At 60.1% G+C, this 26037-nt stretch carries 16 protein-coding genes and 2 pseudogenes; 7 read left to right on the top strand and 11 right to left on the bottom strand.

The window, feature by feature from the left end:
- Nucleotides 1-87 precede the first annotated feature (87 nt).
- From ACJQWM_RS11645 to ACJQWM_RS11620, 6 genes are all read right to left on the bottom strand, one after another.
- Nucleotides 88-486, bottom strand: coding sequence for a DoxX family protein (locus ACJQWM_RS11645; protein ID WP_332703465.1), 399 nt, complete (start codon nucleotides 484-486; stop codon nucleotides 88-90).
- 153 nt (nucleotides 487-639) lie between these two features.
- Nucleotides 640-1296 (bottom strand): hydrolase, encoded by a 657-nt coding sequence (locus ACJQWM_RS11640; RefSeq protein ID WP_332703467.1) that lies wholly within the window; start codon nucleotides 1294-1296, stop codon nucleotides 640-642.
- Between the two features lie 132 nt (nucleotides 1297-1428).
- Complete coding sequence (locus tag ACJQWM_RS11635; protein ID WP_332703469.1) at nucleotides 1429-2370, bottom strand: alpha/beta fold hydrolase; 942 nt, start codon at nucleotides 2368-2370, stop codon at nucleotides 1429-1431.
- Between the two features lie 231 nt (nucleotides 2371-2601).
- Complete coding sequence (locus tag ACJQWM_RS11630; RefSeq protein ID WP_332703471.1) at nucleotides 2602-3495, bottom strand: pirin family protein; 894 nt, start codon at nucleotides 3493-3495, stop codon at nucleotides 2602-2604.
- A 255-nt stretch (nucleotides 3496-3750) separates the two neighbouring features.
- The gene (locus ACJQWM_RS11625) at nucleotides 3751-4284 is read right to left on the bottom strand and encodes a nuclear transport factor 2 family protein (RefSeq protein ID WP_332703473.1); all 534 of its coding nucleotides are present in this window, start codon (nucleotides 4282-4284) and stop codon (nucleotides 3751-3753) included.
- Nucleotides 4285-4592: 308 nt separating this feature from the next.
- On the bottom strand, nucleotides 4593-5555 hold the full coding sequence (locus ACJQWM_RS11620) for a zinc-dependent alcohol dehydrogenase family protein (protein WP_332703475.1): 963 nt from the start codon (nucleotides 5553-5555) through the stop codon (nucleotides 4593-4595).
- Between the two features lie 68 nt (nucleotides 5556-5623).
- Here ACJQWM_RS11620 and ACJQWM_RS11615 point away from each other — a divergent pair, with 68 nt between their 5' ends.
- A complete protein-coding gene (locus ACJQWM_RS11615; RefSeq protein ID WP_332703477.1) occupies nucleotides 5624-6046 on the top strand; it encodes a helix-turn-helix domain-containing protein in 423 nt (140 codons plus the stop codon).
- A gap of 56 nt (nucleotides 6047-6102) precedes the next feature.
- Here ACJQWM_RS11615 and ACJQWM_RS11610 read toward each other — a convergent pair whose 3' ends face one another.
- The 3 genes and pseudogenes from ACJQWM_RS11610 to ACJQWM_RS11595 form a co-directional block, all read right to left on the bottom strand.
- Nucleotides 6103-7089, bottom strand: coding sequence for a pepsin/retropepsin-like aspartic protease family protein (locus tag ACJQWM_RS11610; RefSeq protein ID WP_411306848.1), 987 nt, complete (start codon nucleotides 7087-7089; stop codon nucleotides 6103-6105).
- A gap of 453 nt (nucleotides 7090-7542) precedes the next feature.
- A pseudogene (locus ACJQWM_RS14240) lies at nucleotides 7543-8408 on the bottom strand (AraC family transcriptional regulator).
- A 352-nt stretch (nucleotides 8409-8760) separates the two neighbouring features.
- Nucleotides 8761-9141 (bottom strand): winged helix-turn-helix transcriptional regulator, encoded by a 381-nt coding sequence (locus ACJQWM_RS11595; protein WP_332703481.1) that lies wholly within the window; start codon nucleotides 9139-9141, stop codon nucleotides 8761-8763.
- Between the two features lie 109 nt (nucleotides 9142-9250).
- Between ACJQWM_RS11595 and ACJQWM_RS11590 the strand changes: the two genes are divergently transcribed.
- The gene (locus tag ACJQWM_RS11590; RefSeq protein WP_411306847.1) at nucleotides 9251-9976 is read left to right on the top strand and encodes an SDR family NAD(P)-dependent oxidoreductase; all 726 of its coding nucleotides are present in this window, start codon (nucleotides 9251-9253) and stop codon (nucleotides 9974-9976) included.
- Nucleotides 9977-11102: 1126 nt separating this feature from the next.
- Here the strand turns inward: ACJQWM_RS11590 and ACJQWM_RS11585 are convergent.
- The gene (locus ACJQWM_RS11585; RefSeq protein ID WP_332703485.1) at nucleotides 11103-11444 is read right to left on the bottom strand and encodes an HU family DNA-binding protein; all 342 of its coding nucleotides are present in this window, start codon (nucleotides 11442-11444) and stop codon (nucleotides 11103-11105) included.
- 332 nt (nucleotides 11445-11776) lie between these two features.
- On the opposite strand from ACJQWM_RS11585, the gene ACJQWM_RS11580 reads away from it, so the two are divergent.
- Nucleotides 11777-12796 (top strand): S1 family peptidase, encoded by a 1020-nt coding sequence (locus ACJQWM_RS11580; protein ID WP_332703487.1) that lies wholly within the window; start codon nucleotides 11777-11779, stop codon nucleotides 12794-12796.
- Between the two features lie 123 nt (nucleotides 12797-12919).
- Here ACJQWM_RS11580 and ACJQWM_RS11575 read toward each other — a convergent pair.
- Nucleotides 12920-13102: pseudogene (locus ACJQWM_RS11575) on the bottom strand (hypothetical protein); the annotation flags it as partial.
- A gap of 73 nt (nucleotides 13103-13175) precedes the next feature.
- Here ACJQWM_RS11575 and ACJQWM_RS11570 point away from each other — a divergent pair.
- The 4 genes from ACJQWM_RS11570 to ACJQWM_RS11555 all read left to right on the top strand — a co-directional run bounded on the left by ACJQWM_RS11570 (nucleotide 13176) and on the right by ACJQWM_RS11555 (nucleotide 25933).
- Entirely contained in the window at nucleotides 13176-16037 is a 2862-nt protein-coding gene (locus ACJQWM_RS11570; protein WP_332703489.1) for a class I SAM-dependent DNA methyltransferase, read from the top strand.
- Between the two features lie 49 nt (nucleotides 16038-16086).
- Nucleotides 16087-17835, top strand: coding sequence for an ATP-binding protein (locus ACJQWM_RS11565; protein WP_332703491.1), 1749 nt, complete (start codon nucleotides 16087-16089; stop codon nucleotides 17833-17835).
- A 311-nt stretch (nucleotides 17836-18146) separates the two neighbouring features.
- Nucleotides 18147-21758: a YobI family P-loop NTPase gene (locus tag ACJQWM_RS11560; protein ID WP_332703493.1), complete on the top strand. Its 3612-nt coding sequence runs from the start codon at nucleotides 18147-18149 to the stop codon at nucleotides 21756-21758.
- 404 nt (nucleotides 21759-22162) lie between these two features.
- Entirely contained in the window at nucleotides 22163-25933 is a 3771-nt protein-coding gene (locus ACJQWM_RS11555) for a CHAT domain-containing protein (RefSeq protein WP_332703495.1), read from the top strand.
- The last annotated feature ends 104 nt before the right edge of the window (nucleotides 25934-26037 follow it).

Genomic DNA, 26037 nt, shown 5'->3' with positions numbered 1-26037 from the left:
GGCCGTGCCCGGACACGCTGGCGACCGTGGCGCCGGCGGCCAGCGCGCCGACGAAGCGACGCCGCGAGGGGTCGTGGATGGGCGGGGTCATGGCACAGCACCTACGCGATCAAGCAGTAGCGCATCGAGCGACCACTGTCCGCCGCCCAGCAGCGCCACCACCACCAGCGTCACTGTCCACAGCAGCGGATATTCCATGCCGCCGTGCATCCAGAACCAGCCGTGCCCGCGATTGAGCGCGGCGGTGGTGACGAGGAAGGCGCCGCCTATTGCCGCAGCGAAGGTGGTAAACAGCCCGAAGACGACACACAGCCCGGCCAGGGTTTGCATCGCCGCCAGCAGCAGGGGTAGCGGCGCGGGTGCCGGCAGGCTGAAACCGCGCAACTCGTCGGCGAATCCGGAGAGGCCGGGACCGCCGAACCAGCCGAAGAGCTTGCCCAAACCATGTGGCAGCAGGAAACCGCCGGCGGCCAGCCGCAGCAGCATGCCGAGCTCGGCGCGCGATGGATCCGCAAGGGCGATGTACATGGACACTCCCTGGTTGTCGCGCTACAGGTCAATTGAACGCCGCCGCGTCCCTGCGGCGCCGTGGCCGGCGCCCGCACCCCTCGCACGGAGAGAAGGCGCATGCGCAGTCGGTCAGTGACCGCCTTCGCTGGCGTTGAACATGGACTTGGCGTAAGTGATGCCGATGCCGTAGGCGCCGCCGTTGACCCGGGCGATGCCGGTGGTCATCTCGTAGGTGTCGCCACGTGCCCAGTCGCGCTGCAGTTCCAGCAGGTACTGCAGGCTGGTCATGGGACGCGCGCCGGCCTGGAGCATGCGCTGCACTGCACGCTCGTGGGCTTCTTCGCTGATGTCGCCGCAGGCGTCGGTGATTACGTACGCTTCGAAGCCCTGTTCGATCGCCGACAGCACCGGCGCGACGATGCAGACGCCCGTCCATAGGCCGGCAAAGACCAGACGGCCCTTTCCGATCGCGTTGATCTGGTCGGTGACCTGCCGGTCTTCCCAGGTGTTCATCGAAGTGCGATCGAGCAGCGGCGCGTCGGGAAAGGCTTCGGTGATCTCACTGAAGATCGGACCGGAAAAGCTCTTCTCGGCGACTGTGGTCAGGATGGTCGAGACCTTGAAGCCGGCCGCGGCCTTGGCGACCAGCGCGGTGTTGTTGCGCAGCATTTCAGTGGCGATCGACTTCGTCGCAAACGCCATCTGCGACTGGTGGTCGATCAGTATCAGGGTGTGGTCCTGCGGGTTCAGCAGGCTCTTGGCCGGGGTCGGGCTGGCAGTTGGCATGGGCTTCCTCGAAGGCGGGTGGGTTGGGGAATTCGGCTTGGATGACGCCGGTGTCGCGATGCGTCGGCCGGCTGTCGTGGATCGGATGCGGCCGACGGAAAGATCCGTCAGCGGTATCGGAGCGCGTCGGCGTTACTCCTTCAGGAAGCTCAGCAGGTCCTGATTGAGCCGGTCCTTGTGGGTGTCGGCAATGCCGTGGGGGCCGCCGGGGTAGATGATCAGGCGAGCGCCTTTGACCAGGGCCGCGGAGGCGCGCGCCGAGGTGTCGACCGGCACGATCTGGTCGTCGCCACCGTGGATGACCAGGGTGGGCACGTCGAACTTCGCCAGGTCGCTGCGGAAGTCGGTGGCCGAGAACGCCGCGATCGAGTCGTAGGTGTTCTTGTGGCCGGCCTGCATGCCCTGCACCCAGAAGGACTGGATCAGGCCCGGGTCGGGCGTGGCGCCGGGACGGTTGAAGCCGAAGAACGGACCTGAGGCGATGTCCAGATACAGCTTCGAACGGTTGGCAAGCGAAGCCTCGCGCATTCCGTCGAACACCTCGACGGGCAGGCCGTCCGGATTGTCGTCGGTCCGCAGCATCATCGGCGGCACCGCGCTCACCAGCACGGCCTTGCTCACGCGTGCAGTGCCGTGTCGACCGATGTAGCGCGCGACTTCACCACCGCCGGTGGAGAATCCGACCAGAGTCACGTCGTTGAGATCGAGTGCTTCGATTACCGCTGCCAGATCGTCGGCGTAGTGATCCATGTCGTTACCGTTCCACGGCTGCCTGGAGCGCCCGTGGCCGCGACGGTCGTGGGCGACCACGCGGTAGCCGCGATCGGCCAGAAACAGCATCTGCGATTCCCAACTGTCCGAGTTCAACGGCCAGCCGTGGCTGAAGGTGACGACTTGGCCGTCCTTCGGGCCCCAGTCCTTGTAGTAGAGGCGGACGCCGTCGCGGGTGGTGACGGTATCGTTGGTGAGGGTCATCGCGGTCTCCTTGGCAGGTGAGGTGGCTTGGGCGACGGCGCCGGACTGCAGCGAGATGGCCAGCACGCCGGCGACGAAGGGACGCATCAAAAACTTCATGGCGGTTCCTCGTTGGATGGATGCTTCGTTGCGCCGGTCCTGTCCCGCCCTGATGGAGCAGGTCGCTATTGCGACGAGGGCGAACCCGCCGGTTACATGGATGGGGCTGGCGGCCCAATGCACTCAATGCGATGCCGGCCAGAAGTCAAAGCACCAGAAACTCGCCAAGCTGCATGCGAGCATCAACGTGCCTCCGGGGGCGGGAGACAGGAGTCCCGAGTTTCGGGGTGCTCATGACATGGCCGGCGCAGCCGGCGCCTGCTCGACCGGCAACGGGATGAATTCGGAGTCGTCCGCGTCGGGCAGCTTCATGCGACCCGCCTCCCAGTCCGCCGCGGCCTGCGCGAGCCTGTCCTTCGACGAAGACGCGAAGTTCCAGTAGATGAAGCGTTCGCCGATCGGCTCGCCGCCCAGCAGCATCACCGAGCTACGCTCCAGGGCCCTCAGCCACGACGGCCCCGCGCCGAGCACTAGCATCCCGCCGGCGCTGTACGTGGCGCCGCCAAGCTCTATCGAGCCCGACGCGATGTAGATCGCACGCTCTGGATGGTCGGCGGGTATTTCAGCCGTTGAGCCCCGCTCCATGTCCAGATGCACGTAGAACTGCGGCGAGTGCGTCGCGACGTTCGCGGTCAAGCCGTAGGCGCTGCCGGCGATGAGTTGTCCGTGTACCCCGCCGTCACTCCACTGCGGCAGATCGTCTCCCGCGTGGTGGGAGAAGGCGGGAGCGGTCTCTTCAAACTCTTTCGGCAGCGCAACCCAGGCCTGGATGCCATGCAAGTGATCGCCGTGCGCCCGTGCGTGCTCGAACCGCTCGCTGTGCGTGATGCCCCGGCCGGCGGTCATCCAGTTGACCTCTCGCGGGCGGACTGCCTGTGCATTACCCAGGCTGTCGCGATGCATGACCTCACCGGAGAAAAGGTAGGTCACGGTCGAGAGGCCGATATGCGGATGCGGGCGGACATCCACGCTGCGATCAATGCCCGGCGGAAGATCCAGCGGCCCCATGTGGTCAAAGAAGATGTAGGGACCCACCATGCGGCGCTGGGCGAAGGGCAGCACCCGGCCGACTTGCATGCCACCGCCCAGATCGCGGCGACGTTGTTCGATGACGAGTTCAATCATGTCGTTTCTCCTGCCGACTTTCGGTCATCGCCGATGTCGGGGTACTTCAGATGGATGCGTGGAGGGCGTCAGAGTCGGGCTTTGGCAGAAGGGACCACTTGGCGACTGCGGTGCAGCGTGTTGCGGCCACAGAGAGTCCTGCTGCGTCATCAACGACGTCGGTTGCCTCGATCCCGCCACCGAGGCGGTTGGAACCTGCGCAACAGCGCAAGACCAGCGCCTCGACCGCAAACCGACGCTGTTCAAGTAACAGGCTCACACGTCGAATTCCGAGCCATTGGGATCGGCCTTGATACGGTAAGTCCCGCTCTCACGGAAGCTCCGCACAGTGGCGAAAGTGTCTTCCATGAATTGCACGAAGCTGAGCTTGCCATCCCTGGCACGCGCCAGAATCGACAGCGGTGAGGTCACCGTTTTTCCAAGCGTGTTGGAACGATAGGTAAAGTAGCCAAAGATGGCGGCGCCATCGGAATTCTCGAAGCTGTCCTGCGGCTCAAACGCGACCACCGACCAGAAGGTGAAGACATCCTTGAAGGTCTGGACGAGCCCTTCCGTACCGGCGGTGGTTCCGGCCCAAGGCATGATCTGCTTCAGTTCTGGATGTTCATAGTTGAGCGAGACGTACATGAAGTCGCCGGTCGTGTATCTCCGCACGTGCTCAAGATCGGTCGGATTTTCCAGGACGGCCTGCAGGAGCGCGAGCGGACTGTTGGGCCCGGTCGGGATGGCCACACTGGGAGCCGGTGCTTCGGAGATCTTCGCGGTCCTGGCATAAACATCGCGCGTCATTGCAAGTCTCCTTTCGAATTTGACAAAACCTTGCGCTGGCAATCGCCGCTGGAGAGCCTAATCACGGCGATTCTTTGCCACCGAAGCAAGTCTGGATGCCCTGTATCCCGCGGTATTGAACAATCGTGCGAACTTGTCTCGGCTGGTCGCGTCGTCCAGCGATCGATGATCCCTAGCCCATACAACCGCGCGACCAGTGAGTAGTCGCGCGGGCTCGTCGAAGCTTCGCAGGGGAGCCACATTGCTGAAGGCTGCCTCGAACGGCCTGTTCATGCCGGTTTGAACACGCAGCAATGCCATCTCGGTGATCACTGCGCCGCCGCCACGTCGATGGCCACCTTGCCCCGCAGGGAATGCTGGGCCCCGTTCTCCAGCAGGTGATGGGCATCGCCCATGCGCGCCAATGGGAACACCGCGCCGATCACCGGCTTCACCTGCCCCCGTTCCACCAGACGGGTGAGCGCGTCCAGCTTGCCGCGGTTCTGGCGGGTGAAGACGAAATGGTAGGCCGCGTTCTTCCCCCAGGCCTCGACCAGGTTCTGCGGTGCGGAAATGTCCACCAGGCTGACCACGCGACCCAAGTCGGCCAATGCCAGCGGGCTGCGGGTCAGCGTGTCGCCGCCGATGGTGTCGAACACGACGTTGACACCTTTCCCCTGGGTGATCTCCGCCACCGCGTCCACGTAGTCCACCAAGGTGTAATCGATCGCTTCATCTGCGCCCAGTTCTCGCACGAATGCGTGGTGTTCCGTACGCGCGGTGGTGATCACCCGTGCGCCCATGGCCTTGGCCATCTGGATGGCGAGCGTGCCCACACCGCCGGCCCCGCCGTGGATGAGGATGGTTTCGCCCACGGCCAGCTGGGCTCGGGTGACGAAGGCCTCCCAGACGGTGCCACCGGCCAGGGTGAGGCTGGCCGCCTCTAGATGGCTCAGGTTCTCCGGCTTTCGGCCCACCAGGTTCACATCGGCCACATGCTGTTCGGCATAGGAGCCCCAGCCGCCGAAGATCTTGGGGGTGTAGTACACGGCGTCGCCCGGGCGGAATTCGGTCACCTCCGAGCCGATCTCCTCGATGACGCCGGAGATGTCGTGCCCGATGATCGCCGGGAGCGGTACATACGCGGCGTAATCGCCGCGACGGATCTGGTAGTCGAGCGGATTGACCGCGGTGGCATGCACGCGTACCCGAACTTGGCGCGCGCCGACGGCTGGCACGGGGACATCGCGGAGTTCGAACGCATCGCCGTCGCCGAAGCGGGTCAACACCATGGCTTTCATTGTGTGGCTCATGAGACGGTATTATCGGTGCCACGTCGGTGGCGGTGCGCCATGCTCGCGTGGCGACCCACTCACCGGTAGCCGGCGCGGGGCTGAATCAGCTTCAAAGAACCGTTGAAGCTCCGGCGCTCTCGCACGTCATTTACGCCGCCGGAGCGATGCATTCGGCGTTCATGTGCGCAACCGCACTTGCCGTTTTTTGGCTGGATGACATGATGAATTTCAGTGGTCTGACCCTGTTCGTACGCGTCGCCCGTCTAGGCAGCATCAGTGCCGCCGCACGCGACCTCGGCGTCACGCCTGCAGCGGCAAGCGCCCGCCTGGCATCGTTCGAAAAGGAACTGGGTGCAAGGCTGGTGCACCGGACCACCCGGCTGGAAACGCTGACTGAGGACGTGAGCGAGCCGCACCTGCGCCTCGAGATCGGGTTCGGGCGAGCCGTCCTCCCCTCGTTCGGCTGCAGGCCTGGAGATGTCAGGTAAGCCTGCGAAGCACGTCCGAATTTACTGATCAGATAGACGCCTTGTCCAGACCTTCCCTAGCGCTCCAGCAGGTAGATACGTTGTCGGTCATAGTCCCAGACGGTCTTGAACTGGTGCAGGAGAGCGTAGCCGAGCACAAGCCAATCTGCCTCGCTTATCCCGATGGGCGCGGCGGCGGGAGAGTGTGTCGTGTGGACAGCGATCGACGGGATGGACGGCATCGTGTGGCCGTTCAATCGCAAGCCGTGAAGGTCGAAACTATCCGGCTTCGTTGGCGATGGAGTCAATCGCCCTTCCCTCAGCAACCGGGCTTTACCTTCCTCGCTGGTGTACAAGTTGCCATGTTGGCCGGTATCCCAAGACGTGACGACGTCCATTTCCCCTATACGCCCCGCTTGAATGGGATGATTGGGCAGCTTCCGCGTCTCGAAAGGCAGTTCGGCGACAACTCGCTCTGACTCCAGGTAATCGGCCTCCCCATGCCGGTAGAAAGTTGCGCGCAGATTCTGGTAATCCAGCTTCATGGCGTGTCCGCTGAAGGCGTTGTAGCCAATCCAGCCGATGAAGTCGGGTGTAATTCCCTCAAGGAGGCGGGCGTCCATGCTCTCGACCGCAGTCGCGCGAGGGTAGATCAACCCGCCGATGCGGATGTCCTGCAGTTCGGGTACGAGCCGAATCTTAAAGGTTTGACCGCTTCCAAAAAAACCGCTGCCGATCGTTCGTGCGTCTAAAACCGGTACGCGGTTGTCATTGATACTGAGCGAATCCTGGGCGCCCGTGTCGAGCATGAACTTGCCCTCGACACCCGCAACTGTTCCTTCAATAAAGGGAAACTCCCGGACCATTACGATAGGCAGCGTCGTGATCTTGTCGGTCAGCCGTATTTCCGAGGCGCGCTCGGATCTGGGCGGAACCGGTATGTCGCTATCCGCATATGCTGACGTGGTCAGTGCCGCCAACAGGGTTAGCGCGCACACTTTGATATGCCGAAGGTACGGCCGCTGATGCGGGAATGCTGTGAGGAGAATACCGTTTTGCTTCATCGGGATAGCATCGCTCTCTGCCTGCAGTGGGAGAACCTTTTTGGCGGGGGTTCCTGAGCCCTGCGCCGCCGATCTTGCGGGGACAAAACTGATCCTGCGATTCAATGCTACGTGGGGACGGTTGTCGCCCGACTCCGTGTACGTTTCGAACAGGCGGCGGTCCCTACGCTGGCGCGCAGTTGCGCGTACTGACAGGCATCGCTAGCTATCAGCATTCGTCCTAGCCGCGACCGGTGCCGGATCAGCGATCACGAATGCGCCTGAAGGTGCGGGTGAGTGCGATCCCGGGAATCCTCGGTCACGGCGTTTCTTTGTCACCGAGGCTAGTCTGGAGGCCCTGTATCCCGCGGTATTGAACAATCGTGCGAACTTGCGTGGGCTATTCGCGTCGCTCAACGTCGATAACCCTTCACCCGACGGCGTCTTGCCTCCCTCAGGCTACGCAGCCAAACCTCAAGGTTCGCGGGCATAGCTGACTGGTGGTTGCCCCACGTAACGGGTGAAGGCAACGCTGAACGCGCTGGCTGAGCCATATCCCACGCGCTGGGAAACTTCCGACACAGTGAGCCTTTCGCGACGAAGCAAGTTCTTCGCCAACCCATGCGCCAGGCAAGCAGGTACGCGATCGGTGCCATGTCCAGCGCCTCCCGAAAGCGATTGAAGAACGCCGACCGCGACAGCGCAGATTCCCTGGCGAGCTCATCAGTCGACCAAGGCCTTTCCGGCGCGCGGTGCATAGCGCGCAACGCTGCCGCAAGACGGGTGTCGGCGAGGCCCCGGACCAGCCCTGGAGATCCTGTTGTCCCGGGCCCGGATCGGAGGGCCTCGATGAGAAGAACCTCCAGGAGCCGCGCGAGGATCGCCTCACGCGCAGGCCGGGCGTTACGGGACTCATCGCTGACCAAGCGCACCAGTGACGCCAGGCGTGAGTCATCCCGCACGTGTATCAGGCGGGGGAGCAAGGACACTAGTAGCGCGGCGTCGGGAGAGTCGAAGCTACAGTGCCCGCCAATCAGGTGAAGATCTGCGGGGCCATCGACTTCTCCAATCCTGAAGACTCCTCCGCCCGACGCAGCTGGCACGGAGTCGGCATGGCCCATTGGCGCCGCAAGGCTGGACATCGTGATGCCGAAGGTGGCCGGAACCAGGACGAAATCGCCTGCACGAAGCTCGACGGCGTTCTCGCCGTCCAGCGCCAGCCGACAGCCTCCCTCGAGCACTGCGCAGTAGAAGGGCTGGCCCTCATCGGACCGGGTCACTCTCCACGTCCCGGAGCCGATGACGTACTGAAGCCAGCCGCTGCTGCGACTGCGACGCATGGCGCAACACAAGAGACGGGCCCTGCATCAATTGAGGGCCCGTCCCGTCGAGCTCTTATATGTGCGGGGAACCCCTTTAGCTAAGGGCGGCGGCACTTGCAAAACGGCGTAGCGGTCTTGTGGACGACCAGTGAGAAACTGGCGGGACGGTGTTGCTGCTTGCCGCGATGCGAAACGAAATCCGCGTCATGGCAATCCTCTGTGAGTGAGGCCGCCTTTTCTCGCTTAGTCGACTGTGTGCGCGTCGCCTTCCGATTTCGAAACCAAGGTGATCGTCCGTATAGCCAGCTGAGCGACCTCGGACGCCACTAGCAGGGACCTATGCGCCGCCATGACTTCGACGGATCCGGAATCATCGATTCGAACGCACCGGTGCGGCTTGCGCCTGATCGAACGCCATCCGTGCGCGAGCCAGTGCCGGCCCGTATTGCGTTGCCCAGGCGGACAGGCTCTGGATGGGCTCGCGCAGCGACTGACCCAGCTCGGTGATCGAGTACTCCACCCCCACCGGCTTGGTCGGTATCACCGTGCGCGTCACCAGTCCATTGCGTTCCAACCGCTTTAGGGCGTCGGACAGGGCCTTGTGGGTAATTCCGTCCAGCCGATGCAGCAGTTCGTTGAACCGCGACGGCTCGTGGCACAGGACGGCCAGTAGCAGCACCGACCATTTATTGGTGATGTGTTCGAGGGCAGTGCGCGTGGCGCGCATGTCGTCCAGTTGCAGATCAGTCACGGGGGCCATGGCGATATACCTCCCGATACCTTGTATGCATCGAGTGCGTTGAGTAGCTCAAATATAGATCGTATATCGGTCACCAACAATTCTTCAACGGACAACGGACATGGCACGACTGGAAGGAAAAAAGGCATTGATCATCGGCGCGGCGAGCGGCATCGGCGCCTCGGTTATGGAGCGTTTCGTGCGCGAGGGTGCCCAGGTCTGGGGCACGGGCCGGCGCGGCCCGGACATCGAAGCGGCGGCCGCAAGCGCGGGTGCGCTCCCGGCGACCGTTGACCCGAGTGTGCAGGCTGATCTGAATGGCCTGGCAACCCGTCTGCGCGATGAAGCAGGCCATCTTGACATCCTGGTGGTCAGCGCGGGCCTGTCCGAGCCGGCGCTGCTGGAGGAGGTGACCGAAGACCACTTCGACCGGCATTTCGACCTCAACGTGCGCGCGCTGCTGTTCGCCACACAGACCTTCGTTCCGCTGATGCGCGCCGGCAGCTCGATCGTGCTGGTGGGTTCGATCGCAGGCAGCAAGGGCGTGCCGGCGCGCGGGGTCTACAGCGCGACCAAGGCGGCAGTGCGTACCCTGGCACGCAGCTGGACTTCGGAGCTGGCGCCGCGCGGCATCCGCGTCAACCTGGTCAGCCCGGGGCCCACCGATACCGCGATGATGGCGTGGACTACCCCGCAGGAACGCGAGGCGCTGCTGGGGATGATCCCCATGGGCCGGATGGGGCGCCCCGAGGAAGTGGCCGCTGCCGCTCTGTTCCTGGCCAGCGACGAGAGCAGTTATGTGGCAGGTGTCGAGTTGTTTGTGGATGGCGGGATGGCGCAGGTGTGAGCAGGCTCCTGACGTTGGCGCCGGCATTTGCCGCGTTCCACCGGTGGACGGAGGGCTTATGAAACGGGACCCCGCTTACGGATCAGTCGCATGGCCGGAATGCACGGCGCCATGCCAAACCAAGAAGTTCATCGGGGGCGCTGACGGCCGCTTCCGACCCATAGCGGACTCGCGGTGCCCTAGGACTGCCGGATGGAAGCCGGCTGCAATCCACCGAGCCGATTGAACCGATCGCCCCCTCCCTGCCACCTATGCTTTGACGAGGTGAAGCGGGGGTGGCGGTGCAACGCGCTGCCCGGTGTTCCCGCGGCTTCTTATGGGCCGCTACTTCCGCGACGCGATGAAGCTGCCCGAGTACGCCATGCCGCCTGTGCCAGCGCACGCGCCGAGGCAAGGCGATTGCAAACGCCCCGAGCTTCAAGGTGCAGCCTAGTTGAGCCTCTAAGGGATGCCCCGGCGCCGTGCTTCGATTCCGTTCGGCCGGACTCCGCTTCGCGATCCTGGACAGCTTCAGTGATGGCCTAGCGCCGGGGCAGGAGTAGGGTGCCCAACTCAGCGGCCGCGCGCCCTCGGTTGTTGCCGCGCCTCGACGTCAGAAACCTCCTACAAGGCAGCCGTCGGGTATTTCCGTTTGGCCGAGGCTCCTCAGTTGTGAATCGGTGTTGAACGCGGAGGCGTAGGGGTTCGGCGCTCGCACGTCTTGCCCGTGTGCGCAACCACGCGACTCTGCACGACGGTCCGATAAGCATCCAGGGCAGGGGCGATTTGCGTTTGTGCCGACGCGAGTTGCATATCCAACACGCAGCAGCGATGTTGCCGGCCACGTCCCGGCCACCGTCTTATTGGGCCACCAGGTGCTCGGCGGTGTAGCGAAGCGGGGTTGCCAGTCGTAGAAATTTCCGCGCTTCAATTTGCTCACCGGATCCGTCCCGTGCGAGTCGGTCTTCGCGAAGTGGACGTTGATCTGATCGGCGCGCAGTGTCGGCAGCTGGGCGGCGAGGAACTCATGAGGTTCAAGTTGGGGCTCTCAGTGATGCTGACCGTTCATGGCGGCCGATCAGGCTTCATGTCTACCTAATGGCACCTCTCCAGCGACCGCGGCCACTGGAGAGGGGAACCGACGGACTCAGTTTGCGGCATCCTTGAGGGCCTTCAACGGACGAACCTTGATTTTGGTGCTAGCGGGCTTCGCGGCGAAGACCTGCTCTTCCTTGGTAAAGGGATTGATCCCCTTGCGGCGCGGCTTGGCCGGCACCTTCACGGACGTGATCTTCAGCAGCCCAGGGATGGTGAACTGGCCGGCGCCCTTCTTGTGCAGCGATGCCTTCGCGGCATCGTCCAGTGCGGACAGAACATCGCGGACTTCACGGTTGCTGAGCTCAGTGCGCACTGCAATGAACGCGATGAGCTGCGTCTTGTTCAACGGCTCGGTGATCGGCTTGATGCGGTTGGTGGGTGCCTTCGCCATGGGTGCTGCTTCTCCAGTGTTCGGGGCGGGATGTGGACGAGCCGATGCCCCAAAACGGCTCGTAGGAAAGGGTAACGGGTTCGGTTGCGACCGGCGCGCTTAGCCGTGGTGCACCCTGGCGGGCGCCGGCAGCCGGATAAGGGAGGGTTATCGAGGGTAGGGCCGGGCCAGCCTTGTCCCGAGGCGACACTGATCTATGAAGCCGCGGCCCCGCAGTCAAGCTGCGGCTTAATCCGGGACCTTGGAGTGCCGTCCGCCATTGGTCGTAGTGGTGGAGCTTACTTCGGACACAAACGCGACTGCGCGCGAAACCGGTCGCACGCATGTATAAAATGAGCCTTTCTAAAAATACGTCAACGATGATCCATTCACTTTCGCGGGCCACCAGCTACTTGCAGAGCTTCTGTGTGCGACTAGATGGTGCGCATCTGTTGCGTAGTCACGCCACGGGATTCTTCGTTCGCGTCAAGGGCGCGATTTTGCTGATCACCAACTGGCATGTGGTTAGTGGTTTGAATCCCGTCGATCCCAGCAAGGCAATCAACCCATCCCCGCACTATTTGAAGGTGACGCTGCTTAGTCGGACGAATAGCGTCTCCGAGCTTTCCGTCCCGCTTTACGATGCCGACATGAAGCCGCGCTGGTACGAGCACCCGGATCGTCATGCTGTGGACATCGCACTGATTGAGCTTCCGGAGGCCTTAGAGGAGTACTTCTACTTCGTGGATATCCATTCGGTGGAGGACGATGCCAAGATCGTGGAAGCCGTGGCGAAGGACGTCTTCATTCTGGGCTATCCCTTCAGCAAGGCAGACCTCGAGGCCGAGTTCGGTGCACAGTCGCCGTACTACTTGCCCGTATGGAAGCGCGGCAGCATCGCGACCGAGCCTGCCGTACCTCTGCATGATCGGGTGGTCCTGATCGACTCCCTCAGTCGCGCAGGGATGTCCGGTGCACCCGTGCTGATCTCCGAGGATCATCAAATGATGCGTGCGAGGAACGCGCAGGGCAACGCGTTCATCGAAGCGGTGAGGCGCGGCGACACTTCGGCCCTAGAGCACTACGATCACGACAATGTCGAGGATGCTCGCATCAAGCAGTTCAAGCTTTTAGGGGTGTACTCGGGAACCATCGGCAGCACCAAAATGGGCGAGATTGCGCTGGGCAAATGTTGGACGACGCGAACCCTGGCGCAGACGGTTGACCAAGCGATTCAGGGACAGATGCCTGCCCACGCGCCCGAGGCGAACGAGCACTACGCGGCCTTTTTGCAGCGCACGAGACGTGGCCAGCTCATCTTGCACGATGCGGCCGGCAATGAAACAAAGCGCGTTCAATTGATTCCGGGCTAGAAGCGGAGGGATTGCCTCGCACGCCTCCAACCGCAGTGCCACCGAGGTGCGCCGCAACGAGCGTTCTGCGATGCGCCTCCGCTTCCGGCCAAGAGGCGATGCTCACGTCCGGATTAGGGAGGTTTATCGGGGGCAGGGGGGGCGTACGCTGCCTAACCGGTAGTCTTCGGACCGCACTTGGCGAACGTGCGCCTGCTCATTGCGCAGCCCGAAGGCTTCTACCAGCCACCGGTATGCCGCCGAGCAGGGCAGACCGCCTTCTTTCCATGGAGGAGCCACAGTTGGGTGCGCCAATCTGCGCCTCCGACGAGTCTCGGCGCTGGTGACCTAAGGGCGTGTTCTGGCCCGTCGTATGATTGCCATGTCCAGGGGGTTGAACATGACACCGAATGAGTTCATCGCCAAGTGGCAAGGAGGCGGGAAGGAGCGCGCCGAGGCGCAGTCCTTCTTCAATGATATGTGCCTGCTTGTCGGGCATAAGACGCCCAGGGAGGCAGATCCCACCCGGTCTTGGTTCGCCTTTGAATACGGGGCGGAGAAGACGGTAGGCGGCAAAGGCTTCGCCGACGCCTGGAAAAAAGGCTTCTTCGGCTGGGAGGCCAAGGGGACCGGGCGCAGTCTTCAAGACGCCTATGCCCAGCTCAAGATGTACTCCGACGATCTGCAGAACCCGCCTCTGCTGGTTGTCTCCGACCTTCAAACCATCGAGATCCATACCAACTTTACCAACACGGTGAAGGAAGTTCATCGCTTCACGGTGGAGGACTTGGTCCAGTCCGAGGTCCTGCGCAAGGTCCGGGCGATGTTCCACAACCCCGAAGAGCTGCGTCCCGGGACCAAGCGCTCCGACATCACCAAGGAGGCCGCACAGAAGTTCGCGGCCCTGGCTTGGACATTGAGAGGCCGAAACCATGCTGCCCAGGAAGTCGCCCACTTCCTCAACCGTCTAGTATTTTGCATGTTCGCCGAGGACATCGGCCTGCTGCCCGACCAGCTGTTTACACGGATGGTAACCGCGTCACAAGACGATCCTGCCGCGTTCCAGTCAAACGCAGCCCAACTGTTTGAAGCCATGCGTACGGGAGGACAGGCCGGCTTCGTCAAGGTTGAGTGGTTCAACGGTGGCTTGTTCAACGACGACACCACCTTGCCACTGGACCGCGAGGAGCTGCGCACGCTTCTGGCTGCCTGCCATCTGTCTTGGGACCAAATCGACCCCTCGATCTTCGGCACGCTTTTCGAGCGAGGCCTTGACCCGGAAAAGCGTTCCCAGTTGGGCGCTCATTACACCGACCCCGAGACGATCATGAAGATCGTCCGACCTGTGGTCAGCCAGCCCTGGCTGATGGCTTGGGAAGAGGAAAAGGCAGTGCTGGCCGACCTGATGAGCAGGGCCAATCTGCACGGGTCCCGGCAGGGTTTGAGCAAAGCGGAGAAGGGTGCGCGCACTCAGGCTCACAACCAGGCCAAGCAGCGCTTCTCTGACTTCCTAGATCGTCTGCGTGCTTTCAAGGTTCTTGACCCGGCTTGTGGCTCCGGCAATTTCTTGTTCATGTCGCTGAGGGCTCTGAAAGACCTCGAGCACCGCGTCATGATTGAAGCCTCGGAGATGGGGCTGGAGCGCCAGATCCTCGGAGTAGGGCCTGCTCAGGTCACGGGCATTGAACTCAATGAGTACGCCGCCGAGCTTGCCCGCATCACCGTATGGATCGGTGAGCTCCAATGGATGGTTCAGAACGGCTACGGCGCGAGGAAAAACCCCATCCTCCATCCGCTGGATCAGATCCAGTGCCGAGACGCCTTGATCACCGGAAAAGCTCCTGCCGCCTGGCCGCAAGCCGATGTCATCGTGGGCAATCCGCCCTTCATCGGGAACAAAAAGCTCCTGCGCGAACTAGGGGAGGAGTACGTCCAAGCCTTGCGCGAAGCATACGACGGCCGTGTCTCCGAAGGGGCGGATTTCGTCTGCTACTGGTTCGAGCGTGCGACGGATGCCATCGAGACCGGCACAACCCACCGTGCTGGCTTGGTCGCCACCAACAGCATTCGAGGCGGAGCCAATCGCCTCTCGCTAGCCCGCATCGTTGAACAGTCGCGGATCTACGACGCCTGGAGCGATGAGGAGTGGTGGGACAAGGGCACAGCGGTGCGGGTCTCCCTGGTCGCCTTCGGTCAGTCCAGCGCGCCCGCGCGGCTCGATGGCCAGGAAGTACAGACCATCTATCCGGACCTCCACGCACAGGCTTTCGGTGGGGTGGAGCTGGATCTAACCCAAGCCAAGTCCTTGGCTCAGAACAAGGGGCTTTGCTTCCAGGGTGTGAAACTCGGTGGTCCGTTCGAAGTCCCTGCCGAGACAGCGCGGGAGTGGTTGACGCTGCCTAACCCGCACGGCAAACCCAATAGCGCAATCCTGCGTCGTTGGCTCAACGGCATGGACCTGGTTCGCAGGCCAACTGATGCCTGGTTGATCGATTTCGGCGTTGAAATGGAGCAGAAGGTGGCGATGCTGTTCGAGGCACCGTTCAAGCATCTCAAAACAGCAGTGGCGTCAGCTGGCAAGCGCAGAGAGGTAGCCGCCCAAGGCGCGTGGTGGAGGCATCAGCGGCCCCGTCCCCAGATGCGGAAGACTCTGGCTCCACTGACCCGATGGATCGCCACCCCAGAAGTCTCCAAGCATCGAGTGTTTGCTTGGATGTCCCCGGAGATGCTGCCCAGTGGATCTGTCTATGCGATCGCTCGCGACGATGACTTCATGTTAGGGATTCTCCAGTCGAAGATCCATGAGGCGTGGGCGTTGCGAGCTGGAACCCGAATGGGGGTGGGCAACGATCCTCGGTACACATCGACAACGACCTTCGAAGCGTTCCCCTTCCCCGATGGCCTCACGCCCAACCTGCCGCTCAAGACGGTGTTGGGGGATCCCCGGACAAAGAAAATCGCCGAGCTGGCTAAGACCCTTCTAAACCGTCGGGATGCTTGGCTGAACCCTCAGCAATGGGTCGATTGGGTGGACGAGCCAACGCCGGGCTATCCCAGCAGGCCTGTGGCCAAGTCTGGGTTCGAGAAGCAACTGGCAGCTCGTACCATCACCGCTCTGTACAACGAGCGGCCTGACTGGCTTGTGTCTCTCCACGACGAGCTCGATGAGGCCGTAGCTCATGCCTACGGGTGGAGCTGGCCGCTGAGCGAAGAGGAAGTGCTCGAACGCCTGCTGGCGTTTAACTTGGCAAGGTCAGCATGATGGGAGCCACCGTCAACCGCGGCACCCGGGATGAAGGACAGGGGGGCGCATGAATCAGATGCACTTTCAAGTCGACGCTCGCCTTGCGACGTTGCTGAGCCAAGAATACGCGTCAACTGAGAAGGCTATAAAGGAACTCGTGGATAACGCATGGGATGCTGACGCGAGCACAGTCAGGATCAGCCTGCCAGCCCCCATGACCCAGGAGCCAATCACCGTTAGTGATGATGGCAGCGGCATGACGGAAGAAGAGTTGAGGCGCCATTATCTGTTCATCGCTCGCGATCGTCGAGCCGGCAAGGGCGAGCGAACAGCTGGAAAAAAGCGCCTCATTAAGGGTCGCAAGGGCATCGGCAAGTTTGCCGGTCTAATGGCCGCGTCCGTCATGAGACTCGAAACCAAGGCCCGCGGCCGGTGGTCTCGCATTCACCTGACCTTGGAGGAGCTTGCGAAAGCTGAAGATATTGAGCATCTCCCCCTCAATCACGAAGTCTCAGATTGCCCAGAAAGCGAGCATGAGACAAACATCATACTAACTGATCTACATCAGGGGCTTGCCTATCCCGACCCTGACAAGCTGCGCCAAGTCCTCTTGCAGGAATACGGTCGTGAGGATGACTTCAGCATCTTCGTCAATGGCAAAGAGCTTGGGATTGACGATGTCCGCGGTACTTACCACGAAGAGGCAGAGGCATTGGAGGCAACGGGAGACGTCCGTCTACGCTTCTCAATCAGTGATGGAAAGGCAAGTCTACGACAGCCGGGCATCACCCTCCGCGTCGACGGCAAGGCAGTGGGTAAGCCAAGCTTCTTCGGGCTTGACCGTACCGATGACTTCCCCAGGAAGCTTCTTAATAAGCTATTCGGTGAAATCGACGCTGACGGCCTTGCCCCACATGTCACCGCCGGATGGGGTGAGGTGCTGGAGAACAGTGAGTTGATGAAGGAAGTAGAGGCATACCTCCAACCCCGTCTACGAGAGGCTTTTCAGATTCATTACGGGCAAGAGATGCAGTTAGCGCAGGCCCGTTTGCAGAAGGCTGTCAAAGAGCGCCTCGCCAAGTTGCCAGAATACAAGCGCGAATTTGCGGAAAGAGCCATCAAGCGCGTGCTTGATCGATTCTATGGAGAACCTGAGTCAAAGGTCGAGCCGATGGTATTCGTCCTGTTGGAGGCCTTGGAGCGGTCTGATTACCGGGCCTTGATGGAGCACATAGCAGAAGCCTCACGTGGCGAGATTGGCACCCTCGCCGATGCACTGGGCGACTTCGGCCTAGCGGACATGGCGCACCTGGTCCAGCAAGCTGAGGCGAGATCGCTGTATCTGGATCAGCTTGAACGACTCAGTGACGATCCGAAAACGCGCGAAGTCCAGATGCACGTTGCCATCGAGAATGCATTGTGGATCTTTGGCCCGGAATACTCCTTATTTAGCTCAAATCAGACTCTGAAAAAGCAGGTTGAGGAGTACCTTGGGAAGCAGTACAAAGGCAACCATGCTTCAAAGAGGCCGGATCTGCTCTTAAGCGAGAATCTGAATGAGGAATATTTGCTCATCGAATTCAAGCGTCCGGATCACGGACTTACCTATGCCGACTATCAGCAGCTGACAGGCTATCGGAACGACTTGTCAGCCTCATCGGGAAAGACTATTCGCGTGCTGCTGCTAGGAGGAAGGAAGGGAGGGGATCTTCGATCCAGTCAGTATGTCGAGCCGAATACCACCGTCATGCTCTTCAATGACGTGATCTCTTCCGCTCGCCGCCAGATTGCGTGGCTTCTTCGCAAAGGCGATTAGTCTCCGGAATCCGCTCCGGTTAGGGGCGGATGGTCATGCAAGGATTAGGGATGTTTATCGGGGGTAGGGACGGGCAGCCTTCGACCGATTACGGTCATTCCAATGTGGCCGACTGCAGTTTTGCCCTCCGTTGGTGGAAGTGCAAACCCATTAGCTTTACATTACGTTGGCCCACCCGTACAACCGCTCTGATCGAATTCACTGTGCCCAGATTAAAATTAAATGAGCTGGAATGACGCGCCGCAAATTGTAGGTGCGTCACGCGGCCATCCTGGTTCCTGTATCACGAAATTTACCTTGCTCAGGATCGCATGAAAAAAGCCATCGTTCCCATTGCGCGACAACTTTCCCACAATCTCATTCGCATGTGGTCATGGCTGGAAAGCAAAGATCGCTCCGCCGACATTCAGGCGAATTTTGTAGACCTCGCGCCCACTGACAAGGCAGACAAGGCCGGCGTGTACTCCGAAGCAATTCTGTTTGCGACGAGCAATACGAAGGTTTTCAACATAGCCCTGACTGGCCCCTATGGCTCGGGAAAGAGCAGTATCATCCAAACCTTCTTGAAGAAATATCAGCGACCTGCGCTTCATATCTCTCTCGCTGCTTTCATCCCCGAGGCGGATTCGGAGGGGGCGGGGGTGAGCCGTCAAGAGATTGAGCGAAGCATTCTGCAGCAGATGCTCTATGGAGCTGACGCAAATAGACTCCCGCTGTCTCGCTTCAAGAGAATTCAGTCGCCTGGTGTGTGGTCGGCAGTCAAGTCGCTTTTTATAACACTTGGAATTCTCGCGCTTTGGTATGTGTTTAGTCGGCGAGAGGACATCATGAGTGGCGACTTCTTTACTCCGTTCGCGCTCAGCAACGGCTTCAACCTGGGGATCTGCGCGTTTGCAGCAGCGTTTCTATGGGCGGCACTTCATCACCTTTATGTCGCGAGCTTCGGCCTTTCGCTCAAGAGCATTTCATTGAAAGACGTTGAGATAAGGCCCGCACATGAGGACCAAACATCCGTACTGAATCGTCATTTAGACGAAATAATATACTTCTTTCAGTCAACCGACTATGATCTCGTAATAATTGAAGATCTAGATCGGTTCAACGACGCCGAGATTTTTGTGACGCTGCGCGAGCTTAATAGTCTCGTGAACGAGAACGCGGGTGTAAAGCGCCCCGTTAGGTTCATCTACGCCTTGCGTGACGACATGTTTGTCAACACAGACCGAACCAAGTTCTTCGAATTTATCATTCCCGTGATACCGATTATCAATTCGTCAAATTCGATCGACATGGTATTGAGGCAGGGAAGAAGGCTGGAGATCGATGGCCGCCTTGATCGGCAGTTTCTCAGAGAGGTCTCGCGTTACCTAAACGACCTTAGGTTGATTCAGAACATCTTCAATGAATATGCCATTTATGTGGCTCACTTGGAGGCCGACGGGGAGAGCCTTCTTGATGCAAGCAAGCTTCTCGCGATCCTGATTTATAAAAATGTCTACCCAAGGGACTTTGAGCAGTTGCACCGCGGGGCGGGCAATCTCGCGGAAATATTGAATCGTCAAGATAAGTTAATTCGTGAAGGTGAGGCAGAATACAGGACCGAGATCGCAGATCTCGAAAGACGACTCGAAGTCGCGGAGCGGCAGACACCTACGGACCTGAAAGAGCTGCGCCAAATCTACGCTATGGCTCTGGTCGAAATGCTTCCAGCTGGATTTATCGGCGTCGGCATCAATCCGCAAAGCTTGATCGCGGCCCAGGAGCTTGTCGGCCACGATGTGTTCGAGAAACTGATTGGCGGGCAGCGTCTATATTGCCGCTATGGTCAGGGGCAATTTCAGCAGTTCGATATTTCTAAGTTGCAAAGCGAGGTAGACCCACAAAAATCTTACCTAGAACGCAAGGAGGAGATCGAAAGTAAGACGGATGAAGCTAAGAACAAGATCCTACACCGAATACAGGACCTCAGATCAAAGATCTCTAAGCTGCGCACAGCAAAGCTCAATGAGCTGCTACGTTTGAACGCTGACCGTGTAGAGGATGTTTTTAAAGCTTTCGGAGAGAAGGGTGAGCTCGCTCGCTTTCTTATCCTAGAAGGCCATCTTGATGACACCTACTACCAGTACACTTCACTATTTCACTCAGGCCGCCTGTCGCCTAATGACAATAGGTTTTTGATCCAGATACGGGCATTTGTTACCCCCGAGCCAAGTTTTTCAATCGACAACCCTAAGGAAGTCATCGCAGCGATGCGAGATGAGGACTTCCGGCAAAGTTATGCCTTGAACGTTAAGATTGTTGATAGCCTTTTGAGTGATCCGGGTCTTTACCCTGATCAGTCGCGGAAGTTTTTCGAGCTTCTCTCGTCTGAATTTGAGAGAAGCGAAGAATTCTTGGAAGCTTATTATACCAGTGGCCGTGATGTTGCAGGGCTTCTTACGGGGTTGTTCAAAAGTTGGAAGGACCTAGTACCAGCTGCCATTGCCAGCGCCAACAGTACCTCTCACGTTTCGCAGCTGGTGGCGAATCTACCGCTGAGCTCGCTCAAATCGCTTGCGAGGGATTTTAGCGCTCTTTCAGAATTTGTCGACGCAAACCTTCCGGGAATTTTGGTGAATTTTCCCGAGCTAGCACCGGAGCGTCTTGGATGCCTCGATTTTGAGGTCGAAGATCTGGCTGCGATCAAAGAACACACTGAAATCGTACGCTTCATGTTCGAGGAGAGTTGTTTCAAGCTCACGATTTCGAACTTGGAGTTCGCTTACCAATCCATTCTGGGAGAGAGCGATCTCGAGCCGCTACGGGAGAGAAACTTTACTATCATACGTTCAACGAATAGCGCACCTTTGATGGGGCGAGTTGAGCGCAGTTTTGACCATTACCTGCGAGATATCCTCTTGGGGCTCCAAAGAAACTCCAAAGAAGATGAGCCTGCTATCCTAGCTGTGGTTTGCCACGAGACGCTTAATCCGGATGATCTTCGGAAGTTTCTGGAACGCCAGACGAATATACTATCGAATCTAGAGGATGTGCCAGAGAAATGGCACGCGATGCTGTTCGAGTCGAATGTGATTGAACCAACTTGGGCGAACTGCCTTGATTTCATGAGAGCTGACGGGTTCAATGCAGGTAGCCTGGTTGCATATCTTGATCGAGATTTTATCCGTTCGGTTATTCTGCAAGACCCTATGCCAGGCGACCTGGATTCACGCCCTCTTCGACGTTTTATCGTTGAGGCAGGCGCGCTGTCTGATGCCTCCTATAGAGAGTATGTTCGCGCCCTGCCGCTGCCGTTCAAGAACCCGCCCCAAGAACTCGGGGCAACCAAGCTTCGAATCCTGATTGATGAGGGAAAAGTCAAATTTACTAAGGAGAGTCTTGATCAGCTCGCTGACGACACGAGTTTGCAGATGCTGTTCGTGGCGGCCAACATTGACACATACCTGGCCGCGCCCGCCAACTTTGCCCTCGACGATGACTTCCGGGAAGAGCTTCTCAGGTCTGAAATTGATCAAGCAGCCAAACTCGAGATAGTCAAACTGATGGATCTAGGAGCGCTCGTGAGCCTCCCCGAGCGGTCAGCGCTTATCGGCCCGATTCTGGATAGCCCGAACGTTGAGATATCCAACCTTAATGGAAGTATCGCGCAATCGTTGATAACGAACTCTGCTCCGATAGCGACCCAGATCTCGCTTTTTAATAAATACCACTCGCTTATGTCGGATGACGAAGTGCGTCTTGTTTTGGATAGACTGCCGGAACCATATTCGGAAATAAAAACTGGATATAGGACACCAAGGCTGAAAAACAGCCCAGAGAACCTAGATCTAGTGGCATGGCTTGACGCACGAGATCTTATTTCCTCATGGAGTGAGGATCGTTTCTTTAGTAACGATATAAAGGTGAATCTTTATAGGGGTTGAGAGGCGGCTTCTGAGTTTTGCGCTGTCTCGGTGTCAGCGGCACCCTGCTGAAGATCAACATACGAACGGCCGCTTCTTGCCGAAAGCAAACGTTAGCGGGGTAGAGGATTAGGAAGATTTATCGGGGGTAGGGGAGGGCAGCTTCCGCATTGAAGTTTGCACCGACGCACGGGCTGCTAATACTTCGGTTTGCTAGCTCGACTCGGCGGCCCCCAAGATCGAATTGTGCCAAGTCCGGCGGGTGTCGTGCAGAATGCTGGATAAGTACGTCGGTCAAGATGCCGCGTTCATCCGTGGTATCCCTAATCCCCAGCCCGTCATGCTTTATCAGTATGGGCGCCGATCGCGTTGTCTTGCGTCGCGATTGATCCAGTATCCGCATACTTCAGACAAGGAACAGTCGCGTGACGTCTATTACAACTACCCCATCGCGCGTTACGGGTTTTGATCCCGCTGCGATCTACGGGGGAAGTGCTGAGCGCGCCACGCTATTGATCGGTGTCGATACCGATCCGGCAGTAGGCAGGACGACGGCGCATATTCTGATGTGCGAATCCCCCGACGTTAAGCCTGCCTTCCCGCGCGTGGAGGTGATCGCACCGCCCATGGCTGCGTGGGCAAAGAGCGATGACGACATCATCGCGCTGATCGCTCAAGGTGGCAGCGAACTTCGAGGCTCACCGCTGCTGCCTGAGGAAGTGAACGTCATCAAAAGGCGCGTGACGATCGTGCGCTGCGAAGACGTGAACGCTGCCTCGTTGCTCGCCCACGTGGCGCGGTCCGACGGCGACTTCATCTTGGTGCCAATGGCGGAGATCTATCGGCATGCCAGAGCGGTGGCCGGTGCGCCGCACGGGCGCGCCACGGTGCTGTTGGCAGAGGATATCTGGGTCCCTCACGTCAGCGCATGGCTTCCAGACTGCATTGAGCATGTGCACACCAATGAAAGCGCGATCATGTTCAGTATCCCCGGTCTGCTCGTGATGCGGGACGCCAACAAGGCCGCGATCGAGGCGATCTACGATCTGGCCGTCGCCAACTTTGGTTATGACGGAGAGGTGCAGCAGAACGCCTTTGTAGCAGAGAACATGCAGCACTGGGCGGCCCTGTCGGAGACGGGGCGTGCGGAGGAGGCGTTGGCGCAGATCGAGGCGTCTGATCTGAGTGCGGGCCTAAAGCGGCAACTGAGGATCCAGGTGCTCTTTCGGGGCAAGGAGCGGGGGCGGGCGGCCGAAGAAATCCGCGCGCTGCTCGCCAGTGGCGTCAAGATGCCGGCCGAAAATGCGGTCCGGTTTGGGTGGATGGCGCAGGAGGGAGGCGATGCCGAGTCGGCGAAGACGCTGATCAGGCAGGGCATAGGGGAAGTGACCGAGGAGTCCCACCTCGCACGCACACTGGGATCGTGCACCTGGTTGGACGACAGCGAGCTGGAGGTGCTGGTGTATGAGCGCCTACGGGAGCTGTATCCGAAGAGTGAGGCCCTGACGGACTACCGGACGCGCTTGTTGCTGCGCTGGAGTCGGGAGGTGTCCGATGAACGGGTCGGCCGTGTGATCCGCAACATGACACTGACCGGCCACGACAATCTCATTGCAAACGCATTGCGCGATCTCTCCGCCAAAGGGGTAGAGGCGCTGGTCGAGGTAAGCGATCCCTGGCCGGTCGAGCAGCGCGATTTTGCCAGGCTATGCGGGACGCACCGGCTGCTGGTTCTCAATGAGGCGGATAAGGCCATCGCGTTGGCGATACAGACCTCCGCAGACGGTGCGCATGCCCGGCGTATCAATTGGATGCTGATTGCTGCACTCAAGCGCGTGCTGTTGGAAAAAAAGGAAGTACAGGAGGAAGGCTTCTACGATGAGGTATTCCAGCGGCTGCGCGACGACGTCGCCGCGCACCCGGATGATCCAGAGTTACGGGAATACTTTCGTGGACTGTTCTGTGTCGAGACCAGTGGTAGCTGGGGCCTTCCGCTGCTCGTGACGCAGACGATGGCGCTGGCCACACGTGCCGTGGCCGTAATCACCGATCCGCCGGTGTTGAAGGCCGCCTCGCCCCAGGAATTCAATGCGTTCATGCGGCGTGCTGACCAGTGGATGAGCCAAGCACGTGCCATTGATGTGAGCAGCACGGCACTGCCTGACGCTGTCATCGGCGGGGACGACCCGGGCGCGCTGCTGGAGGCGATGTCAGGGGCGGTCGACTACCTGGTCGAGACGTGGGAGCCTGACAAGGCGGCCAATGTAGAAAACGTGGCCTTTGTGGGTGCGATGCTCGCCAGGAAAGTGCCTGATACCCTCACTGACATCAATATGATCCGGCTGATCGCCAGCCGACGGGCGATGGACGGTAAGGTGCAACGCAGCCGCGACCTGGCCGAACAGATTCTTGAACTTGCCGGTACGTCCAAGATCAGGGGCCGGCTGGCGTGGGGCGCGTATGCAGACCTGTATCAGCGCTCCCGGCATCCGGTGGATGCGCTGATCGGTCTCTCGTCTGCGTTCGCGATCGATGTGCCGGTCGATGCCCCGACGCTGTGGTGGGAGACCTACACCTTGTTCCGTAGCGTCCGTGACGTGGGCCTGTTCCCTTTCGCGCGGGAGCTGCTGGTGCCGCTCAAGCGCCTGCAGGAAATGGTCGCCAACAACCCGGCAGGACACGCGCGCATGCGATCTCTGGAGCTGGGGGTGCGGTTGATGGATAGGCAGGACCGTACCCCGGCCATGCTCGAGCAGATCGTCCAAGACGCGGCCAATCACTGCGCCTCGGTCAAGGGCATGAACGATGAGCCGATACCGGCGCTTGCGTTGCTGGTGCAGTCGATGGGACTGTTCGAAGGCGTAGGCGGCGTGGTGCCTGGGCACGTCCACGAGATAAAAGCGGCGGCGATGGAACAGGTAACGGCCGCGGATCGGGCGTACTTGGACGCGATCTCGGCCGCTCATCCGACCATCGAAGAGGCGGTGCGTCTGCATAATCGCGTGGAAGTGGCGCGACACTCGGACGATGCGCCGGGAGATCTTCTAGCCGCTGAGCTTGCCGCCCGACGAATCCTGTCCGAAACAGCACTGTCTGCCGAGCACGCGGCAACGGCGATCGAGCTATTGGCGGATCGCGAGTTGGACCCGACGGCGATCGATCGCGTATTGGACGTGAGTTGGCCCTCGCAATACCTGCATGAGATCCGTCCCGCGGCGGGGGCGGCCATGATGATGGGCTTGGACATCGATGGCGAACTGACGGTGCTGACCTCGACCGAGGAAGGCGATACGGTGGAGCGGCCGGCCCGTGAGACGGGATCGTTTGGTGAGGCACTGGCCACTTGGAGCGACAAGTACCCGCTTCGATACGGGAAGATTGAGCGCGAAGAGGGTAACAACGAGATTTTCGTGACCATGGCGCCCGTGGCCATACCGCTGCCGGAGACGACCAAGCTGGTCGTGGTGGGGGAGGCGGCGCTGCTCCAGATTCCGCTCAACCTGATGGCCAAGGGCGACGGGTTCTGGGGCCAGCATCAGGCCATTGGCTACGTGCCTTCGCTGACGTGGCTGCACTCCACCCGTGCGCGGCCAATGATGACCAATGCCCGGCGTGTGGCGTGGATATCCGATCCGGGCGAGGTGGTCGGTAACAGTGCCCTGGTGGCGGTGATCCAGCGTACCGACACGGCGTTTCAGGAGCACGGCTTTGAGGTCGATACCCGAGGGTCGCTGCCCGATGATCTGGCCGATGCACAAATCGCGGTGATCGCGGCGCATGGCAGTGTCGGCACCGACGGTCGCTTTTTGCATCGGGTGACCGATGAGAAGGAATTGGTGATCTCGCCGCGGGCATTGACCCATGCGTTGGCTGGGACTGAGTTGGTGATCTTGTTTATCTGCAGCGGTGGCCGCGTGGATCGGCACCCGCATGCCAATACGGCGATTGGTCTACCAAAGCTCCTACTGATGGCCGGCTCGCGTGTGGTCATTGCCTCGCCGTGGCCGATGACGCCGATCATTTCGGGGTACTGGCTGGAAACGTTCATGGCCGAGTGGGAGCGGGGACAGACCGCGCTGGATGCGACGTTTGTAGCCAACGCCGCGGTCGATGCGAAGTTCGGACAGGTGCCGCAGTACGCGATGGCAATGATCGCCTACGGCGATGTGATGCTGACGAAGCCGCCAGTAGCATAGGTGTCTACGAAACCCGGGGCGATTCACATCAATGTCGTGTGCCAACGCGCTGGACGCTATATCGCTCCTGCGAGAACGGCGTCCGACCGCAGCGAGCGCTAGCC

Source organism: Novilysobacter longmucuonensis, from assembly GCF_046600735.1.
GTDB classification, from domain to species: domain Bacteria; phylum Pseudomonadota; class Gammaproteobacteria; order Xanthomonadales; family Xanthomonadaceae; genus Novilysobacter_A; species Novilysobacter_A longmucuonensis.
This window is presented reverse-complemented; position numbering and strand designations above follow the sequence as displayed.